Here is a 16,658-nt window from a genome sequence, read left to right on the forward strand (position 1 = left end):
CCTTATGTCTTTGCGTGCAGTAATAGCGGTCATAGTGACGATGATGGTTCTTCCTCGCGCGTGGGCCGACACCGCGTGGGAAAGCTATAAATCACGTTTTATGATGGCCGACGGGCGAATCGTTGATACCGGTAATGGGAGTATCTCTCATACCGAAGGGCAGGGGTTTGCGATGCTGCTGGCGGTGGCGAAAAACGATCGCCCTGCCTTTGACAAGCTGTGGCAATGGACCGATAAAACGCTGCGCAATAAAGACAATGGCCTGTTTTACTGGCGCTATAATCCCGTCGCGCCGAACCCGATTGCGGATAAGAACGACGCCACCGATGGCGATACCATGATTGCCTGGGCGTTGCTGCGCGCCCAGAAGCAGTGGGGCGACAAGTCCTACGGTGCGGCCTCCGACGCCATTACCGCGTCACTGCTGAAAAACACGGTGGTAACCTTCGCCGGCTACCAGGTGATGCTGCCCGGCGCGAAAGGCTTCAACCGCAACGATCATCTCAATATTAACCCATCCTACTTTATCTTCCCGGCGTGGCAGGCATTTGCCGAGCACACCCATCTGACCGCCTGGCGCAAGCTGCAAACCGATGGTCTGGCGCTGCTGGGGAAAATGGGCTGGGGGAAATCAAAACTGCCTACTGACTGGGTGGCGTTAAAAGCGGACGGCAAGATGGAGCCGGCGAAAGAGTGGCCGCCGCGCATGAGCTATGACGCGATCCGCATCCCGCTGTATCTCTCCTGGGCCGACCCGCAAAGCGCCCTGCTGACGCCATGGAAAAACTGGTTCAACAGCTATCCGCGGCTGCAGACGCCGGCCTGGATCAACGTCAGCAACGACAACGTTCCGTCGTGGTTTATGACCGGCGGCCTGCTGGCGGTGCGCGATCTGACTATGGGTGAGCCACAGGGTGACCCGCAAATCACCGCGCAGGATGATTACTACTCCGCCAGCCTGAAACTGCTGGTCTGGCTGGCCAGTCACGACCAGTCGCGTTAACCGTCAGGTGTCTCGCCAGGATTACTGCGGAATAATTTCGCCCTGGCGTAGGGTCAGGACTTCAACGCCGTCGGCGGTAACGGCCACGGTGTGCTCCCACTGCGCGGACAATTTCTTGTCGCGGGTCACCACGGTCCAGCCGTCCTTTTTGACTTTGGTCCGGCTGTCACCCTGGTTGACCATCGGTTCGATGGTAAAGACCATCCCTTCTTTCAGGACGGTGCCTTCACCCGCTTTGCCGTAGTGCAGTACCTGCGGATCTTCATGCATCTCCTGACCGATCCCGTGCCCACAATACTCGCGTACCACGCTGTAGCCATGGCTTTCAACATAGCTCTGAATCGCATGGCCGATATCGCCCAGGGTCGCGCCGGGCTTAACGGCCTTAATACCTTTCCACATGGCTTCGTAGGTTTTCTTCACCAGCCGGCGGGCCAGCGGCGAGACTTCGCCAATCAGGTACATTTTGCTGGAGTCGGCGATCATCCCCTCTTTTTCCAGCGTGATGTCGACGTTAACAATGGCCCCGGATTTCAGGTGCTCCGTCTCTTTCGGTATTCCGTGACAGACCACCTCGTTGATGGAGGTGTTTAACACGTAGGGAAAATCATATTGCCCTTTGCTGGCGGGGCGGGAGTGCAGTTGATTAACGATAAAATCTTCCACCCGATCGTTAATCGCCATGGTGGTGACGCCGGGCTGGATAAAGGTGTCCAGCATGTCAAATACCGAGGCTAGCAGCTCTCCGGCGTGGCGCTGTCTGGCAAGCTCATCGGCGGTTTTAATGCGAATTGATGGCATTGATCACCTCCAGCAAACGGTCGGAACCGGATTTCAGCATCATCATCTTAATTTGTTGATGGTTCAGCTCCGGATAGAGCTCGCTCATCATCCCCAGCCGGATCCAGTATTCCGCCTGCGCGTTCACCGAACGTGACATGGCCTTGCTGGCATCGCGAATGTCGTCGTGCAGCAGGTCAGTGATTTTTACAATGCCCATATATATGTTCCGTAATGATTCATATATATATCGTATATTTTGAAACGACGGCTGTCACGACGTTTTTGCCAGCATCAACAGTGAAGGGAGTCCTGCAAAAGACGGCGAAGTAACGGAGAAAAGAGGGGGGAGAAACAGGGGGGCGAGACGCTACGGTGCAGCGAAAGCGCGGCCTCAGGGTTTCCCCTGCGGCCGCGGGGCAAGTTATTGCGGGTACGGTACCCAGCTTCCGCCGTTCAGCTGAACGTACGGTTTACCCTGATACTGCATAACAATGGCGTTGGCGTTTTCTGACACCGGCGCGCTTTGCGGCAGGCCAGCGGTGTACTGCTGCCAGTCAACGTTGTCTTCGGTGAACATCTTGCCATCCAGCGCACGAACCACCAGTTCAGACACCGCGAGATAGCTGCTCGGCTGGTCAATAATCACCGGAGCACCCTGGTGCGGTGCCTTCATGCCGAAGAATTTCACGGCCGTCGGTACGTTGGTGATCGACGGGCTTGGGATGTCGCGCAGGCCAGACACCTGCATTTTGTCACCCTTCAGCGCGCCGCCGTGTTCCGGAACCACCACAACCATGACTTTCCGACCCGATTTTTCCAGCTCGGTAAAGAAGTTATCCAGCTCGTCGAACAGTTTCTGCGCACGTACTTTGTAGTCCGCCGTCTTGCTCTGACCTGGGAAGTGGTTGCCGTCGTGGAGCGGCAGAATGTTGTAGAAGGTGGCGCTCCGGGCCGCGTCGCCCTCTTTGTTTTCTTTCTCCAGCCAGCGGTTCAGGGTCGCTAAGTCGTCATACACCGGCGAACCATCGAAAGCCTGCAGGCTGACCGGCAACCCGGTTTGATCCATCAGCGGGCTTTGCATGCCGCCTAAGCTACGCAGCTCTTTCAGGAAGTCGCCGAACAGACCGTTATGCCCGAGCATCAGCTGCTGGGTAAAGCCGAGTTTTGCCAGGTTTTCGAACAGGTAGCAGTCGCTGCCCGACGGTTGATACAGGTTCGAGTGTGACAGCTGACCGCAGCTGGCGCGCAGCAGACGTACCGCCGCCGGGCCACTGTAGGAGGTCGCCGAGTTGAAGTTCTTGAACACAATATCAAAATGCTTCCACAGCGGATGGTCCATCAGCCCTGCCGCTTCAATATCTGACCACGACAGCGAGCAAATATTGATCACCAGCAGGTCAAACGGTTGAGCATCTGCCGGCAGTTGTTCCGGGAACGGCGTTTTGCGCTTCTGTTCCGAGGCATAGAAGGTGTTCAGCCAGTTGGTTAAATTGGCGGAGGTCGGTGGTTCGGTCTGCGCGGGAATATCGCCGTTGGCAGCCGTCGTGCTGGCGGCCGAAGCGGAGGTATTTGCGGTCCGCGCGGTCGTGGCTGCTGCGGTTGTCGGCTGGCCGGCGGGCCACAGCGTAAAGGCCGGGAGCAGCGGACTGATGGTCAGCCAGATCATGATGGCGGAAACCAGTACCGTGACGCGCAGCCACTGTCTGATGAACAGCCACAGCACCAGCAGCAGGAAGAAGGCGCCGACCATATTCCAGTTAATAAAGCGGGTCACCAGGTCCCAGAGGTAATCGGCGCTGAAGCCGGCCAGCTGTGAACCCTGGCTAAAGATACTTTCCGGTCCCGGCAGCCAGGTATCATGCCAGAACAGCCCGATGCCAATGGGAATGGCAATCCAATGGCGCAGGCGGTGGAGCTTGTACTTTGGCAGAGGAACCAGCAAAAAGGCGAGGAACACCAGGTTTAGCATCGGGTGAAAGTTAAGATACCCCGCCCAAAGCAGCGCAAACTTTACCAGAAAGTAAAAATTCCAACCGGCCAGTCCACGCCAGTACTGCCAGAGCGGAAGCGGCGTAGCGTTAGTTTTTTCATTCGTCATTTATTCAGTTTGCCTTGCTGAGTTGTTGCTTCCCGGCGTAAGACGCCAGCCGGTTTGACATAGCGGGGTTTAAAGAACATCAACCGTAAGGTGGTGCGAATACGGCGTTGGTAGTGGCGTGTCAGGTATCCCAACGGGAAAAAAAGCAGGGCGCATAGTACGACCAGCTGAATAATATCGCTGATGGACATCATGACGTTTTCTCCCTGTCAGTGGACAGCCGATGCGGTTCAGGGAACCGTCGCCAGTGGCGTCCATCATGGGTGGCATTGATGGTGACGTTTTTCTCAACCGAGACCGGAAGCGGGGTATTCCACTGAGATGGATCGATTCCGCGCATCAGTAAAATTTCGGCGGTGATCTGTTTATCTTCGAACCAGACCATACGGTTAGAAAAGATATCGCCGGTGGGTAACGGGAAAATATGGTTTAACGCGGTGTCCAGGTCATTCACGCGACAAAACGACAGAAAAAGCACTAATCGGTTATTGCCGATGGTCATAATATCGCCCATGCGATTCGGACGACACAGCGTTAACGCCTGCTCGACACGCAGGCCTGGCGCAGGACGTAACGCTACCATCACACCTTTACCGTCTTCAGGCAGCATGGTGTTTGTCATGATGTTGTGCACCGCCGTACAGAAATCCCCCCACTTCTGGAAACCGCGCAGATTGAGCGGCTGGCTCCAGCTCAGCAGGGTGTCAAACTCTTCTGGAATATGGCGGGTGAATTTCTGCTTCTGCACGCTTTCTATTAAGGTCAGGCAGCGGGAAAGCGGGGCGCTGGAAGGAATAACCATATTCGCACCGCTGCTTAGCAGCAGTCGTTCATCGGTGGTGCGCAGGCTTGGGGTCTGCTCGCGCACGACAATTTTCAAGGCGCTGCCGCGCTGCTTACGCAAGATATGGATATAGCGGCCCAGCTGTTCGATCTGCTCGTTTTGAGTGACGGAAAACAGCAGGGTGGCCGCCTGAGATTTGCGTGCGGCGTTAAAGACGCCATCGTTGGTATCGAACAGCGTCCAGTATTCGGAAAGGGCAGGCGCGCCTTCCAGCACCCGGAGGTTGCTCAGTACCACTTTTTCATCGCTGCGCGGTTGCACCAGCGTCTCTTCGTTTTGCGCCAGATGCCAGCCGTCGTCACCGTGTAAAACCGCCAGCTGCTGCTGCGCGCTCATTCCCTTTTCGCTGCCCCAGAATGCAATATCAAATAAAAAACTATCGCCCTGGTAGCGCAGGCTAGCCAGCCCGGAAAGCGAGCGGTATTCATTTAACAGGGGGGAAAGTTGCTTATCAACATTTTGACCGGAATTAAGCACTAACAATGAACAATGATGATATTTGGTCCACCGGTGTGATTTTTCAGCCCAAAGGCATAATTGTTCTTTTTTCATATTCTGCCAGGCATTTTCTGAGGTCAGCAGAATAAAGAGGTAGTTGTCCGGGTCGAGGCTACAAAGTAAATCGCGATGCAGTTCCTCCAGCCCTTCTGTACTATCCGGCATGGTGAACACAGCAATCTTTTCAGGACCACGGTGAGGATCGACTGAAATGATTTTACCTGGGGTATTACCCATCACGATGGCCGCAACTTTGCAGTCTTTATCTTGTGCCGCCAGCGTCTGATTGAGCAGGCTTACCGCATCTTCATAGCGATCGAGGTTAAGCCACCATACGCCACCCACGGGCATATGGCAGACCTCATCCCACAATGATGAAATACCCAAAGTATATACGTTTTCCACGGCGTCCCTCGTGAGAACTGATTTACACTAGAATAGTTTACTAGCGAAAGCGGCAGAGTAAACCTAACATTGAAATTAAAGGGTATCAGTTTTAGCATATATATACCCTTCATCCTTCAAGTTGCCTGGGTGTTGGCTGCAACCGTTCACCCCAGTCACTAGCTAGAGTAAGCTCCTGGGTATTAACGGCCTTGCCGCCTACAAGCAACTCGAATTATTTTGGGCATAGGTGATTTGAGATTGAGCCTTTTGTACCTCGGGTTTTATTTATGTGTTATTTGTGAATGGAAAGTGAAATGCCGGGAAAAGAGCCTGCAGTACCTTCTGATGCCACATTAGGCTATACCTTTCAAAATGATTTCCTGGCGCTAAGCCGGGCATTTTCTTTGCCTGAAATTGACTACCATGACATTTCCCGGCGCGAGCAGTTAGCCGCGGCGCTGAAACGCTGGCCACTCCTGGCTGAATTCGCAGAGAAAAAGTAAGGACGCTGCCGATGGCTATTCTAGGATTACAGGGTATACGCGGTGGCGTGGGCACCACGTCGATTACCGCCGCGCTGGCCTGGGCGTTACAGCTCCTTGGTGAAACGGTTCTGGTGGTCGATGCCAGCCCGGACAATATGCTGCGTTTTTTCTTTAACGTCGAGGCATCCCATCAGGATGGCTGGGCGCGTTCATTGCTTGACGGGCGTGACTGGCGTGATGCCGGTGTTCGCTATACCTCGCATATCGATATTCTGCCGTTTGGTCAGCTCACCCCCGGTGAGAGAGAGCATGTTGATTCGCTCTATCCGACGCTGGAACCGATCGCCGACATCGTCGAAAAACTGGTCAGGCAGGGCGACCATCGCTGGGTGCTGTTGGATTTACCCGAAGGGTACTCCCCGCTGTCCAGCGCGCTGATTAGCGCCTGCGACCGCACGCTGGTGGTGGTACATCCCGATGGCAATTGCCATATTCGCTTGCACCAGCAGGCGCTCCCGGTCAACGGCGATGTGCTGATCAACGATCTGCGTGTTGGTAGCCAGCTGCAGGAAGATTTATACCAGCTGTGGCTGGAGAGCCAGCGCCGTATTCTGCCCATCACCATTCATCGTGATGAGGCGATGGCGGAGTGCCTGGCGGCGAAGCAGCCGCTCGGTGAATATCGCCAGGACTCCCTGGCTGCAGAAGAGATACTGACCCTTGCCAGCTGGTGTTTACTGCACTATTCCCGCGTGGAGGCACCATGATACGCCTGAGCGCCTTGTTGCTGGCGCCTCCGGTGGCGGAACGACTGAGCGAACGCTACCGTGATTATCGTCAGCACGGCGCCTCGTGGCTGTCTGCGGCGATGGGCTGCCTGTGGGCGTCAATCGTCTGGGCGCTGATGCCGCTGGAAACCCCACGCTGGCAGGCCATTCTGAATAACCATCGCGACTATTTCCCGCATATTAATCCCCATCGCCCGCGTCTGTTGGATCCGCTACGTTATCTGTTGCAGTCTCTGTGGCTGCTGGTGACGCGGGTGCCGGAACCTGAGAAAAAGGCGAACTGGCGGACCTTTGTCGCCCTCGAAGGCGTTCACGGGCGCTATACGCAATGGATGGAGACGCTCCCGGAACGGGTCAACACCCGTACCAGCCACCTGAATAAACAGAAAGAGCTGGCACACCTGAATCCGAAACTGCGTAAGGCTATCCTCGGCGTGGTGGTGGTCTTCTCGCTGATACTGGCTCTGCTCTGTATCACGCAGCCGTTTAACCCGCTGTCGCAGTTTATTTTCCTGCTGCTGTTGTGGGGCGTGGCGCTGCTGGTACGCCGTATTCCGGGGCGTTTTTCCGCTCTGATGCTGATTGTCCTCTCGCTGACCGTCTCCTGTCGTTATATCTGGTGGCGCTATACCTCGACGTTGAACTGGAACGATCCGGTCAGTCTGGTGTGCGGGCTGGTGCTGCTGTTTGCTGAAACCTATGCCTGGCTGGTGCTGGTGCTGGGCTATTTCCAGGTGGTCTGGCCGCTCAATCGCCAACCGGTGCCGCTGCCAAAAGATATGGCCGACTGGCCAACCGTGGATATCTTCGTGCCGACGTACAACGAAGACCTTAATGTGGTGAAAAACACTATCTATGCGTCGCAGGGTATCGACTGGCCGAAAGATAAGGTCAATATCTGGATCCTCGATGACGGCGGTCGTGAAGAGTTTCGTCAGTTCGCCAAAGATGTCGGGGTGCACTATATCGCCCGTACGACCCATGAACATGCGAAGGCCGGTAACATCAACAATGCCCTGAAATACGCCAAAGGCGAATTCGTCTCCATTTTTGACTGTGACCACGTCCCGACGCGCTCCTTCCTGCAGATGACCATGGGCTGGTTCCTGAAGGAGAAAGAGCTGGCGATGATGCAGACGCCGCACCACTTCTTCTCCCCGGACCCGTTTGAACGTAACCTCGGTCGATTCCGCAAAACGCCAAACGAAGGCACGCTGTTTTACGGTCTGGTGCAGGATGGTAACGATATGTGGGACGCCACCTTCTTCTGCGGCTCCTGTGCGGTGATTCGTCGCGGTCCACTGGATGAAATTGGCGGCATCGCCGTTGAGACGGTCACCGAAGATGCCCACACCTCCCTGCGTCTGCACCGTCGCGGTTACACTTCGGCCTATATGCGTATTCCACAGGCCGCCGGGCTGGCAACCGAAAGTTTGTCGGCTCATATCGGCCAGCGTATTCGCTGGGCGCGCGGGATGGTACAGATCTTCCGTCTTGATAACCCGTTGTTTGGTAAGGGACTGAAGTTTGCGCAGCGGATTTGTTATGTCAATGCGATGATGCACTTCCTGTCTGGTATTCCGCGGTTGATCTTCCTGATAGCCCCGCTGGCATTTCTCCTGCTGCACGCCTATATCATCTATGCCCCGGCATTGATGATCGCGCTGTTCGTCCTGCCGCATATGATTCACGCGAGTCTGACGAACTCGAAGATCCAGGGCAAATATCGCCACTCTTTCTGGAGTGAAATCTACGAAACCACGCTGGCCTGGTATATCGCGCCGCCGACCTTTGTCGCGCTGATTAACCCGCATAAAGGCAAGTTCAACGTGACGGCGAAGGGCGGACTGGTCGAGGACGAATATGTCGACTGGGTGATCTCGCGGCCCTATATCTACCTGGTTCTGTTGAACCTGGTGGGGGTTGCCGTGGGGATCTGGCGTCATTTCTATGGACCGGAAAACGAAGTTCTTACCGTCTGGGTCAGTATTGTCTGGGTGTTCTACAACCTGATTATCCTCGGCGGCGCGGTGGCGGTATCGGTCGAGAGTAAGCAGGTTCGACGCTCGCACCGTGTGGAAATGAGCATGCCGGCCGCGATTGCCCGCGAAGATGGCCACCTGTTCTCCTGTACCGTTCATGACTATTCTGATGGCGGGCTGGGGATCAAAATTCACGGTAAGGCGCAGGTGCTGGAAGGGCAGCAGGTAAATCTGCTGCTGAAACGCGGGCAACAGGAGTATGCCTTCCCGGTACGGGTCGCGCGCGTGAATGGCAGTGAGGTTGGTTTACAGTTAATGCCGTTGACCAACCAACAACATATTGATTTTGTACAGTGTACGTTTGCCCGCGCTGATACGTGGGCGCTTTGGCAGGATAGCTTCCCGGAAGATAAGCCGATGGAAAGCCTGCTGGATATCCTGAAACTGGGGTTCCGTGGATATCGTCACCTGGCGGAGTTCTCACCGCCGTCGGTGAAGGTTATTTTCCGCTCGCTCACCATGCTGGTTGCCTGGATAGTTTCGTTTGTTCCTCGCCGGCCTGAACGCGCCGCAGCGATACTCTCTTCAGAACCAGAAATGGCTCAACAATGATGATAATGCGATGAAAAGAAAACTCTCTTTAATTTGTGCAGTAGCGGTGGGAATAGCTGGTTGGTATCCCTTAGCGACTTTTTCGGAACCGACGACCGCGATTGCGGCAGCCCCGACCCCGACGGCGCCTGCCGCTCCGGTAACGCCAGCAGCGCCGGGCGCTACGGCAACGGATCCGCTGGCGATCCCTGCGCCGGTTGTCGCCGAAGGTCAACCGACGGCCACCGTGGCTGACCCCGCAGCAGCACCCGTAGTGGTGGAAAACGTGCCGAGCCGCGACGTGAAGCTGTCATTTGCCACCATCGCCCCGGCACCGGGCAGCATGGTGCTGCGCGGCGCGCATCCTGACGGTGCAGTTGAATTTGGTATGCGCAGTGATGAAGTGGTGACTAAAGCGGTGCTTAATCTCGACTACACGCCGTCGCCTTCGTTACTGCCGGTACAGTCGCAGCTGAAGGTATATCTCAACGATGAGCTAATGGGCGTCCTGCCGGTCACCAAAGAGCAGTTGGGTAAAAAAATCAACGCGCAGATCCCAATCGACCCGCTGTATATCACCGACTTCAACCGCGTGCGTCTGGAGTTTGTTGGCCATTATCGCGATGTCTGTGAAAACCCGGCCAGCAGTACGTTGTGGCTGGACGTCGGGCGTAACAGTAACCTCGATCTGACCTACCAGGCCCTGGCGGTGCGTAACGACCTGTCCCACTTCCCGGTCCCGTTCTACGATCCGCGTGACAACCGCCCGCTGACCCTGCCGATGGTCTTTGCCTCCTCGCCGGATGCGCAGCAGCAGCATGCAGCGGCGATTGTGGCCTCATGGTTTGGTAGCAAAGCCGGCTGGCGTGGCCAGAACTTCCCGGTGCTGTTCAACCAGCTGCCGGAACGCAACGCCATTGTGTTTGCGACCAACGACAAGCGCCCGGACTTCCTGCGTGAACATCCGCCGGTGAAGGCGCCGACCATCGAAATGATCGACCACCCGAATAACCCTTACGTCAAACTGCTGGTGGTCTTCGGGCGCGATGACAAAGACCTGTTACTGGCAGCCAAGGGCATCGCCCAGGGTAATATTCTGTTCCGTGGCAGCAGCGTCGAAGTGGATGGCGTCAAAGAGCTGCAGGAGCGTAAACCGTACGATGCGCCGAACTGGGTGCGTACTGACCGTAAAGTGACCTTTGGCGAGCTGAAAACCTATGAGCAGCAGCTGCAGTCCAGTGGTCTGGTGCCGGACTCCATTAACGTGGCGTTGAATTTGCCGCCGGATCTCTATCTGCTGCGCGCCAACGGCATTGATATGAATCTGAACTATCGCTACACCATGCCGCCGATCAAAGACAGTTCGCGCATGGATGTCAGCCTCAACGACCAGTTCCTGCAATCGTTCAGCCTCAGCAGTACCCAGGAAGTGAGTAACCTGATATTGCGTCTGCCGGTGCTGCAAGGGCTGCTGGACGGCAAGTCGGAGATGACGATTCCGGCCCTGCGCCTTGGCGCGATGAACCAACTGCGCTTTGATTTCCAGTACATGAACCCGATGCCGGGTGGGTCTATCGATAACTGTATTACCTTCCAGCCGGTGAGCAACCACGTGGTGATTGGTGATGACTCGACGATCGACTTCTCGAAGTATTACCACTTTATCGCGATGCCGGACCTGCGCGTCTTTGCCAACGCCGGCTTCCCGTATAGCCGGATGGCCGACCTCACCGACACTCTGATCGTGGTACCAAAAACCCCGACCGAGGGTCAGGTGGCGACGCTGCTGAGCTCTGTTGGTGGGATTGGCGCCCAGACGGGCCTCGCTGCGATCAACATGCAGGTTACTGATGATGGCAGCAAGATTAAGGACAAAGATGCCGATCTGCTGCTGATTGGCGCGATTCCAGCCGAGCTGAAAGACGAAAGTAAAATTAACCTGCTGGTCGAAGCGACCAAAAGCTGGGTGAAAATGCCGATGCGTCACTACGACCTGCCGAGCATTTACCCGGATGACGAAGCCAGAACGCCGAACACCCGTACGGATATCACCTCTTCCGGACCAATGGCGGCCATTATCAGCTTCCAGTCGCCGTACTATGATCAACGTAGCGTGATAGCGCTGCTGGCGGATAGTGCGCGTGGTAACGAGCTGCTGAACGGCGCCCTGAACGATACCGGTAAGCGGGCGGCGATGTTTGGTTCCGCCGCGGTGATCCGTGAGTCGGGCGTTAATAGCCTGCGCGTGGGCGATATTTACTATGTCGGCCACCTGCCGTGGTTTGAACGCATCTGGTTTGCGCTGTCGAGCCATCCGGTGCTGCTGGCGATTCTGGCGGCCGTGAGTATCGTGCTGCTGGCGTGGGTGCTGTGGCGGATGCTGCGTATTGTCAGCCGTCGTCGCCTCCATCTTGATGACGAGTAAACCATGATGAAAGCAGTACGTGGAGCAATCATGTCGGTGTTAATGCTGGCGGCGGCGCAGGTGAATGCCGCTTGCCAGTGGCCGGCCTGGGATCAGTTTAAAAAAGATTTTGTGACCGCCGAAGGACGGGTGGTTGATCCCAGCGATGCCCGGAAAATAACGACCTCTGAAGGGCAAAGCTATGCGCTGTTCTTTGCGCTGGCGGCCAACGATCGTAAGAGCTTCGATACGCTCTTTCAGTGGACGCAGAACAACCTGGCAGAGGGCGACCTGCGTGCGCATTTGCCTGGCTGGCTGTGGGGCAAGAAAAGCGAGGAGCAGTGGACGTTACTGGACAGCAACTCGGCCTCTGACTCCGATTTATGGATAGCCTGGTCGCTACTGGAGGCCGGGCGTTTGTGGCAGGTGCCGCAGTACACGGAAGTGGGCAAGGCGTTGCTGTCTCGGATTGCCGATGAAGAAGTGGTGGAAGTGCCAGGGCTGGGCCCGATGGTGCTGCCGGGAAAAGTCGGCTTTGCTGACGATAAAGGCTGGCGCTTTAACCCCAGCTATCTTCCACCACAGCTGGCCAGCTACTTTGCCCGTTTTGACGCCCCGTGGCCGGCGCTGCGCGACAGCAACTTACGTTTGCTGCTGGAGACGGCGCCGAAAGGTTTCTCCCCTGACTGGGTGCGTTATGAAAAAGGCAAAGGCTGGCAGCTGAAAGCCGACAAACCGATTATTGGCAGCTATGACGCGATTCGGGTCTATTTATGGGCCGGGATGCTGGATGACGGCGATAAACAGAAAGCACAGCTGCTGTCCCGCTTTGCGCCGATGGAAGCTCAGACGATTCACCTCGGCGTACCGCCGGAGAAAGTGAATATTGCTACCGGGAAAACGACCGGAAACGGTCCGGTTGGCTTCTCGGCGTCGCTGCTGCCGTTCCTGCAAAATGATGACATCCGGGCCGTGCAACGCCAACGCGTCGCAGACCACTATCCCGGCGCAGATGCCTACTATAATGCGGTCCTGACTCTTTTTGGCCAGGGATGGGATCAACATCGTTTTCGCTTCTCTGTGGAAGGCGAATTACGACCTGACTGGAACAAGGAATGCGCAAGTTCAGACTAAATGTTATCACGCTGTCGTTGGGCATCGTGCTGCTGCCAGCGGTACAGGCGGCGACGACGCCCGCCCAGGAACATCTGCTGGAGCAGGTCCGGCTGGGTGAAGCGAGCCATCGTGAAGATCTGGTGAAGCAATCCTTATATCGACTGGAGCTGATTGACCCGAATAATCCCGCCTATATTGCGGCGCACATGCGTTATCTGTTGCGCCAGGGCGACACCTCCGGCGCGAAAAAACAGCTCGAAAAATTAGCCAAGTTGGCCCCGGACTCTGCGGAACTGAAATCATCGCGTAGCGAGATGAGCCTTAGCACCAGTGACGGGCGTCAGGAGCTACAGCAAGCACGCCTGCTAGGGGTCTCAGGGCGGGTGGAAGAGGGCATTGCCGCTTTTGACAAACTGTTCGGCGGCGTGCCGCCCGATCAATCGCTGGCGATCGAATACTGGGCGCTGGTGGCACGGCTTCCGGCCCGCCATGCAGAAGCGGTTGCCCAGTTGAAAAAACTGGATGCCAGCGCGCCTGGCAACCCCGATCTTCAGGCCACACTCGCCAAGCAGATGTTTGCTGATAACAAGCTCGCGGAAGGCTTTGCCTATTTAGAGCAGATGTCGCGCTCGGCCGCCGGTCGGGGAACCGCGGCGGATATGTGGCTCAGCGAAATCAAAGACATGCCGGTCAGCAAAAGCAGCGTACAGGAGCTGCAGCGTTTTCTGACGCTGTTCAGCACCGGTGAATCGGCGGCAAATGCCCGGGTGCTGCTGGCTCAGCAGCAGGCACAGCTACAGGATCCAGCGTTCCGCGAACGATCCGAAGGGCTGGCGGCGGTGAAAAACGACAACCCGGCACAGGCCATTGCTAGTTTACAACAGGCCGTCCGGGCTGATGCCAGGGACAGCGACGCGGTAGGGGCGCTGGGTCAGGCCTATTCCCAACGCGGTGACAGAGCCCGGGCCGTCGCACAGCTGAACAAAGCGATCGCGATGGATCCCAAAAGCCCGAACCGCGATAAATGGGACAGCCTGCTACAGACCAACCGCTACTGGCTGTTGATCAAGCAGGGCGATAACGCGCTGAAAGCCGGGCAGCTGGATCAGGCACAAAACGCCTATGCCCAGGCGCAGCGGGTCGACAATACCGATAGCTATGCGGTTCTTGGACTCGGCGATGTGGCGGCGGCGCGCAAAGATACGGCTGCGGCGGAGCGTTATTATCAGCGCACCCTGCGGATGGATCGCGGTAACAGCCTGGCGGTTCGCGGACTGGCTAACCTCTATCGTAGCGAATCACCGGAGAAAGCCAGCGCCTATATTGCCACGCTGTCGCCGAGCCAGCGCCGCAGCATTGACGATATTGAACGCAGCCTGGCCAATGAACGGTTAGAAAAACAGGCCGAAGCTCTGGAGAGCAAGGGGAACTGGGCGCAGGCGGCGGAAGTTCAGCGCCGGCGTCTGGCACTTGACCCGGACAGCGTGTGGATCACCTACCGCCTGTCTCGCGATTTAGTCAGCGCAGGCCAGCAGACGGAAGCCGATACGCTGATGCGCGATATGGTCAACCGTAAACCTGGCGATGCCGACCGCGTCTATGCCTACGGGCTCTATTTATCCGGCAATAACCAGGATGACAGGGCGCTGGCGCAGATTAACGCGCTGCCGCGGGGTCAATGGACGGATAATATTCGGGAGCTGGATGCGCGCCTGCAAAGCGATAAAGTGATTCGCCAGGCCAACCAGCTACGCGATAGTGGCCAGGAAGCGCAGGCAATTGCCCTGATCAAACAGCAACCGCCGCTGGTCCGTTACGATCTGACGCTGGCGGACTGGGCGCAGCAGCGTGGCGACAACCAGACGGCGATCGCCCGCTACAATGATGCCCTGGGTAAAGAGCCGGACAACGGCGATGCGCGCCTGGGTCTGGCGGAAGTGTATCTTGCCGAGGGCGATAAAAATGCCGCTCGCGCGCAGGTCAGCAAGCTGAAGGACGACGAAACCGACTCCCTCAATATGCAGCGGCGGATTGCCCTGGCGACGGCCGGATTTGGTGATACTGCCCAGGCGCAGCAGATTTTTGAGCGCATTATCCCGCAGGCGAAATCCCAGCCGCCGTCGATGGACAGTGCGTTGGTGCTGCGTGATGCGGCCCGTTTCCAGACGGAAAACGGCGAGCCGCAGCAGGCGCTGGAAAGTTACAAAGATGCGATGGTGGCCGCGGGCGTGACGCCTGTCCGCCCGCAGGATAACGACACCTTTACCCGCTTAACTCGCAACGACAGCAGCGATGACTGGCTGAAACGTGGGGTTCGCAGCGACGCTGCCGATCTCTATCGTCAGCAGGATCTCAACGTGACCCTGGAGCATGATTATTGGGGCTCCAGCGGTACCGGCGGCTATTCCGATTTGAAAGCGCATACCACCATGCTGCACGTGGATGCGCCGCTTGCCGACGGGCGGATGTTCTTCCGTACCGACCTCGTCAATATGGACGCCGGGAGTTTCTCCACCAACAGCGACGGCAGCTACTCGCCGAGCTGGGGGACCTGTGGCGAAATTGCCTGTACCAGCGGCAGTAAGAACCAGAGCGACGGCGGGGCCAGTATTGCGGTGGGCTGGAAGAACGATACCTGGAGCGGCGATATTGGCACCACGCCGATGGGCTTTAACGTCGTCGATGTCGTGGGTGGACTGAGCTACAGCAACGACCTCGGGCCGATCGGTTATACCGTCAATATGCATCGTCGACCGATTTCCAGTTCGCTGTTGGCCTTTGGCGGACAGAAAGACAGCAGCAGCCATACCGGGACAACCTGGGGCGGCGTGCGTGCTGACGGCGGTGGCGTTAGCCTGAGCTACGACAAAGGTGAAGCCAACGGAGTCTGGTCTTCGCTGGGCGTCGATCAGCTCACGGGCAAAAATGTCGAGGACAACTGGCGCGTGCGCTGGATGACCGGCTATTACTATAAAGTTATCAATGAAGACAATCGCCGCGTCACGGTAGGCCTGAACAATATGCTCTGGCACTACGACAAGGACCTGAGCGGTTATACCCTGGGGCAAGGCGGTTACTACAGCCCGCAGGAGTATATCTCGTTCGCAGTGCCGGTGACCTGGCGTCAGCGCACGGAAAACTGGTCATGGGAGTTGGGTGGTTCAGTCTCCTGGTCGCATTCACGGACCAAAACCCAGGCGCGCTATCCGCTGTTGAATTTGATCCCCTCAGAATACCGTGCTGACGCCAGTCAGCTGACGGAAGAAGGCAGCAGCAGCCAGGGCTTTGGTTACACCGCCCGGGCGTTGGTTGAGCGTCGGGTCACCGGAAACTGGTTTGTCGGCGCGGCGGTGGATATCCAGCAGGCGAAAGATTATACCCCGAGCCATGCGTTACTCTACGTCCGCTACTCGGCGGCCGGCTGGCAGGGCGATATGGACATGCCGCCGCAGCCGCTCGTTCCCTATGCTGACTGGTAACAGAATCGCCTGAATTACGCTTTCGGACGTCACTCCACCCGTCCGTTCGCGTATACTCGTCACACTTCGTCCGTCTTTGGCTACGTGGGGCATTCGTTCCCCCGGCGGCGCTACGCTGACCGGGCTACAGGCTGGCGGGCGTTGAGTATATAATCAGCCTGAAAAAGACCGGTTTGATGGATCTAAACCGGGTATGTATC

12 protein-coding genes are annotated in these 16,658 nt (G+C 56.9%); 7 read left to right on the forward strand and 5 right to left on the reverse strand.

Annotated elements, in window-relative coordinates:
• Nucleotides 1–4: 4 nt before the first annotated feature.
• Nucleotides 5–1,003, forward strand: a complete 999-nt coding sequence (locus tag ACMYSP_RS13720; protein WP_434582604.1) for a glycosyl hydrolase family 8 — start codon at nt 5–7, stop codon at nt 1,001–1,003.
• A 21-nt stretch (nt 1,004–1,024) separates the two neighbouring features.
• Here ACMYSP_RS13720 and map read toward each other — a convergent pair whose 3' ends face one another.
• The 5 genes from map to bcsE form a co-directional block, all read right to left on the reverse strand.
• On the reverse strand, nt 1,025–1,804 hold the full coding sequence (map, locus tag ACMYSP_RS13725; protein WP_434582605.1) for a type I methionyl aminopeptidase: 780 nt from the start codon (nt 1,802–1,804) through the stop codon (nt 1,025–1,027).
• Nucleotides 1,785–2,003 (reverse strand): ParD-like family protein, encoded by a 219-nt coding sequence (locus tag ACMYSP_RS13730; RefSeq protein WP_123757200.1) that lies wholly within the window; start codon nt 2,001–2,003, stop codon nt 1,785–1,787. The genes map and ACMYSP_RS13730 overlap by 20 nt, the downstream gene beginning before the upstream one ends.
• A 204-nt stretch (nt 2,004–2,207) precedes the next feature.
• Entirely contained in the window at nt 2,208–3,884 is a 1,677-nt protein-coding gene (bcsG, locus tag ACMYSP_RS13735; protein ID WP_434582606.1) for a cellulose biosynthesis protein BcsG, read from the reverse strand.
• The gene (gene bcsF, locus ACMYSP_RS13740; RefSeq protein ID WP_123757202.1) at nt 3,881–4,078 is read right to left on the reverse strand and encodes a cellulose biosynthesis protein BcsF; all 198 of its coding nucleotides are present in this window, start codon (nt 4,076–4,078) and stop codon (nt 3,881–3,883) included. The genes bcsG and bcsF overlap by 4 nt, the downstream gene beginning before the upstream one ends.
• Nucleotides 4,075–5,631: a cellulose biosynthesis protein BcsE gene (gene bcsE / locus ACMYSP_RS13745; RefSeq protein WP_434582607.1), complete on the reverse strand. Its 1,557-nt coding sequence runs from the start codon at nt 5,629–5,631 to the stop codon at nt 4,075–4,077. Before bcsE ends, bcsF begins: the two co-directional genes overlap by 4 nt.
• Before the next feature lie 296 nt (nt 5,632–5,927).
• Between bcsE and bcsR the strand changes: the two genes are divergently transcribed.
• Genes bcsR through bcsC form a run of 6 tightly spaced genes read left to right on the forward strand, consistent with a single transcriptional unit; the run spans nt 5,928 to nt 16,458 of the window.
• Nucleotides 5,928–6,116 carry a cellulose biosynthesis protein BcsR gene (gene bcsR / locus ACMYSP_RS13750; protein WP_434582608.1) on the forward strand — a complete coding sequence of 63 codons (189 nt, stop codon included), beginning with the start codon at nt 5,928–5,930 and terminating at the stop codon, nt 6,114–6,116.
• 11 nt (nt 6,117–6,127) lie between these two features.
• Nucleotides 6,128–6,865, forward strand: coding sequence for a cellulose biosynthesis protein BcsQ (gene bcsQ, locus ACMYSP_RS13755; RefSeq protein ID WP_434582609.1), 738 nt, complete (start codon nt 6,128–6,130; stop codon nt 6,863–6,865).
• Nucleotides 6,862–9,480: a UDP-forming cellulose synthase catalytic subunit gene (gene bcsA, locus ACMYSP_RS13760; protein WP_434582610.1), complete on the forward strand. Its 2,619-nt coding sequence runs from the start codon at nt 6,862–6,864 to the stop codon at nt 9,478–9,480. The genes bcsQ and bcsA overlap by 4 nt, the downstream gene beginning before the upstream one ends.
• Before the next feature lie 10 nt (nt 9,481–9,490).
• A complete protein-coding gene (gene bcsB, locus ACMYSP_RS13765; protein WP_434582611.1) occupies nt 9,491–11,884 on the forward strand; it encodes a cellulose biosynthesis cyclic di-GMP-binding regulatory protein BcsB in 2,394 nt (797 codons plus the stop codon).
• Between the two features lie 3 nt (nt 11,885–11,887).
• Nucleotides 11,888–12,997: a cellulose synthase complex periplasmic endoglucanase BcsZ gene (gene bcsZ, locus ACMYSP_RS13770; protein WP_434582612.1), complete on the forward strand. Its 1,110-nt coding sequence runs from the start codon at nt 11,888–11,890 to the stop codon at nt 12,995–12,997.
• Nucleotides 12,979–16,458, forward strand: coding sequence for a cellulose synthase complex outer membrane protein BcsC (bcsC, locus tag ACMYSP_RS13775; protein WP_434582613.1), 3,480 nt, complete (start codon nt 12,979–12,981; stop codon nt 16,456–16,458). Before bcsZ ends, bcsC begins: the two co-directional genes overlap by 19 nt.
• Nucleotides 16,459–16,658: the final 200 nt, after the last annotated feature.

The sequence above is a fragment of the Klebsiella sp. R390 genome (assembly GCF_051131745.1).
Lineage (GTDB): Bacteria > Pseudomonadota > Gammaproteobacteria > Enterobacterales > Enterobacteriaceae > Klebsiella.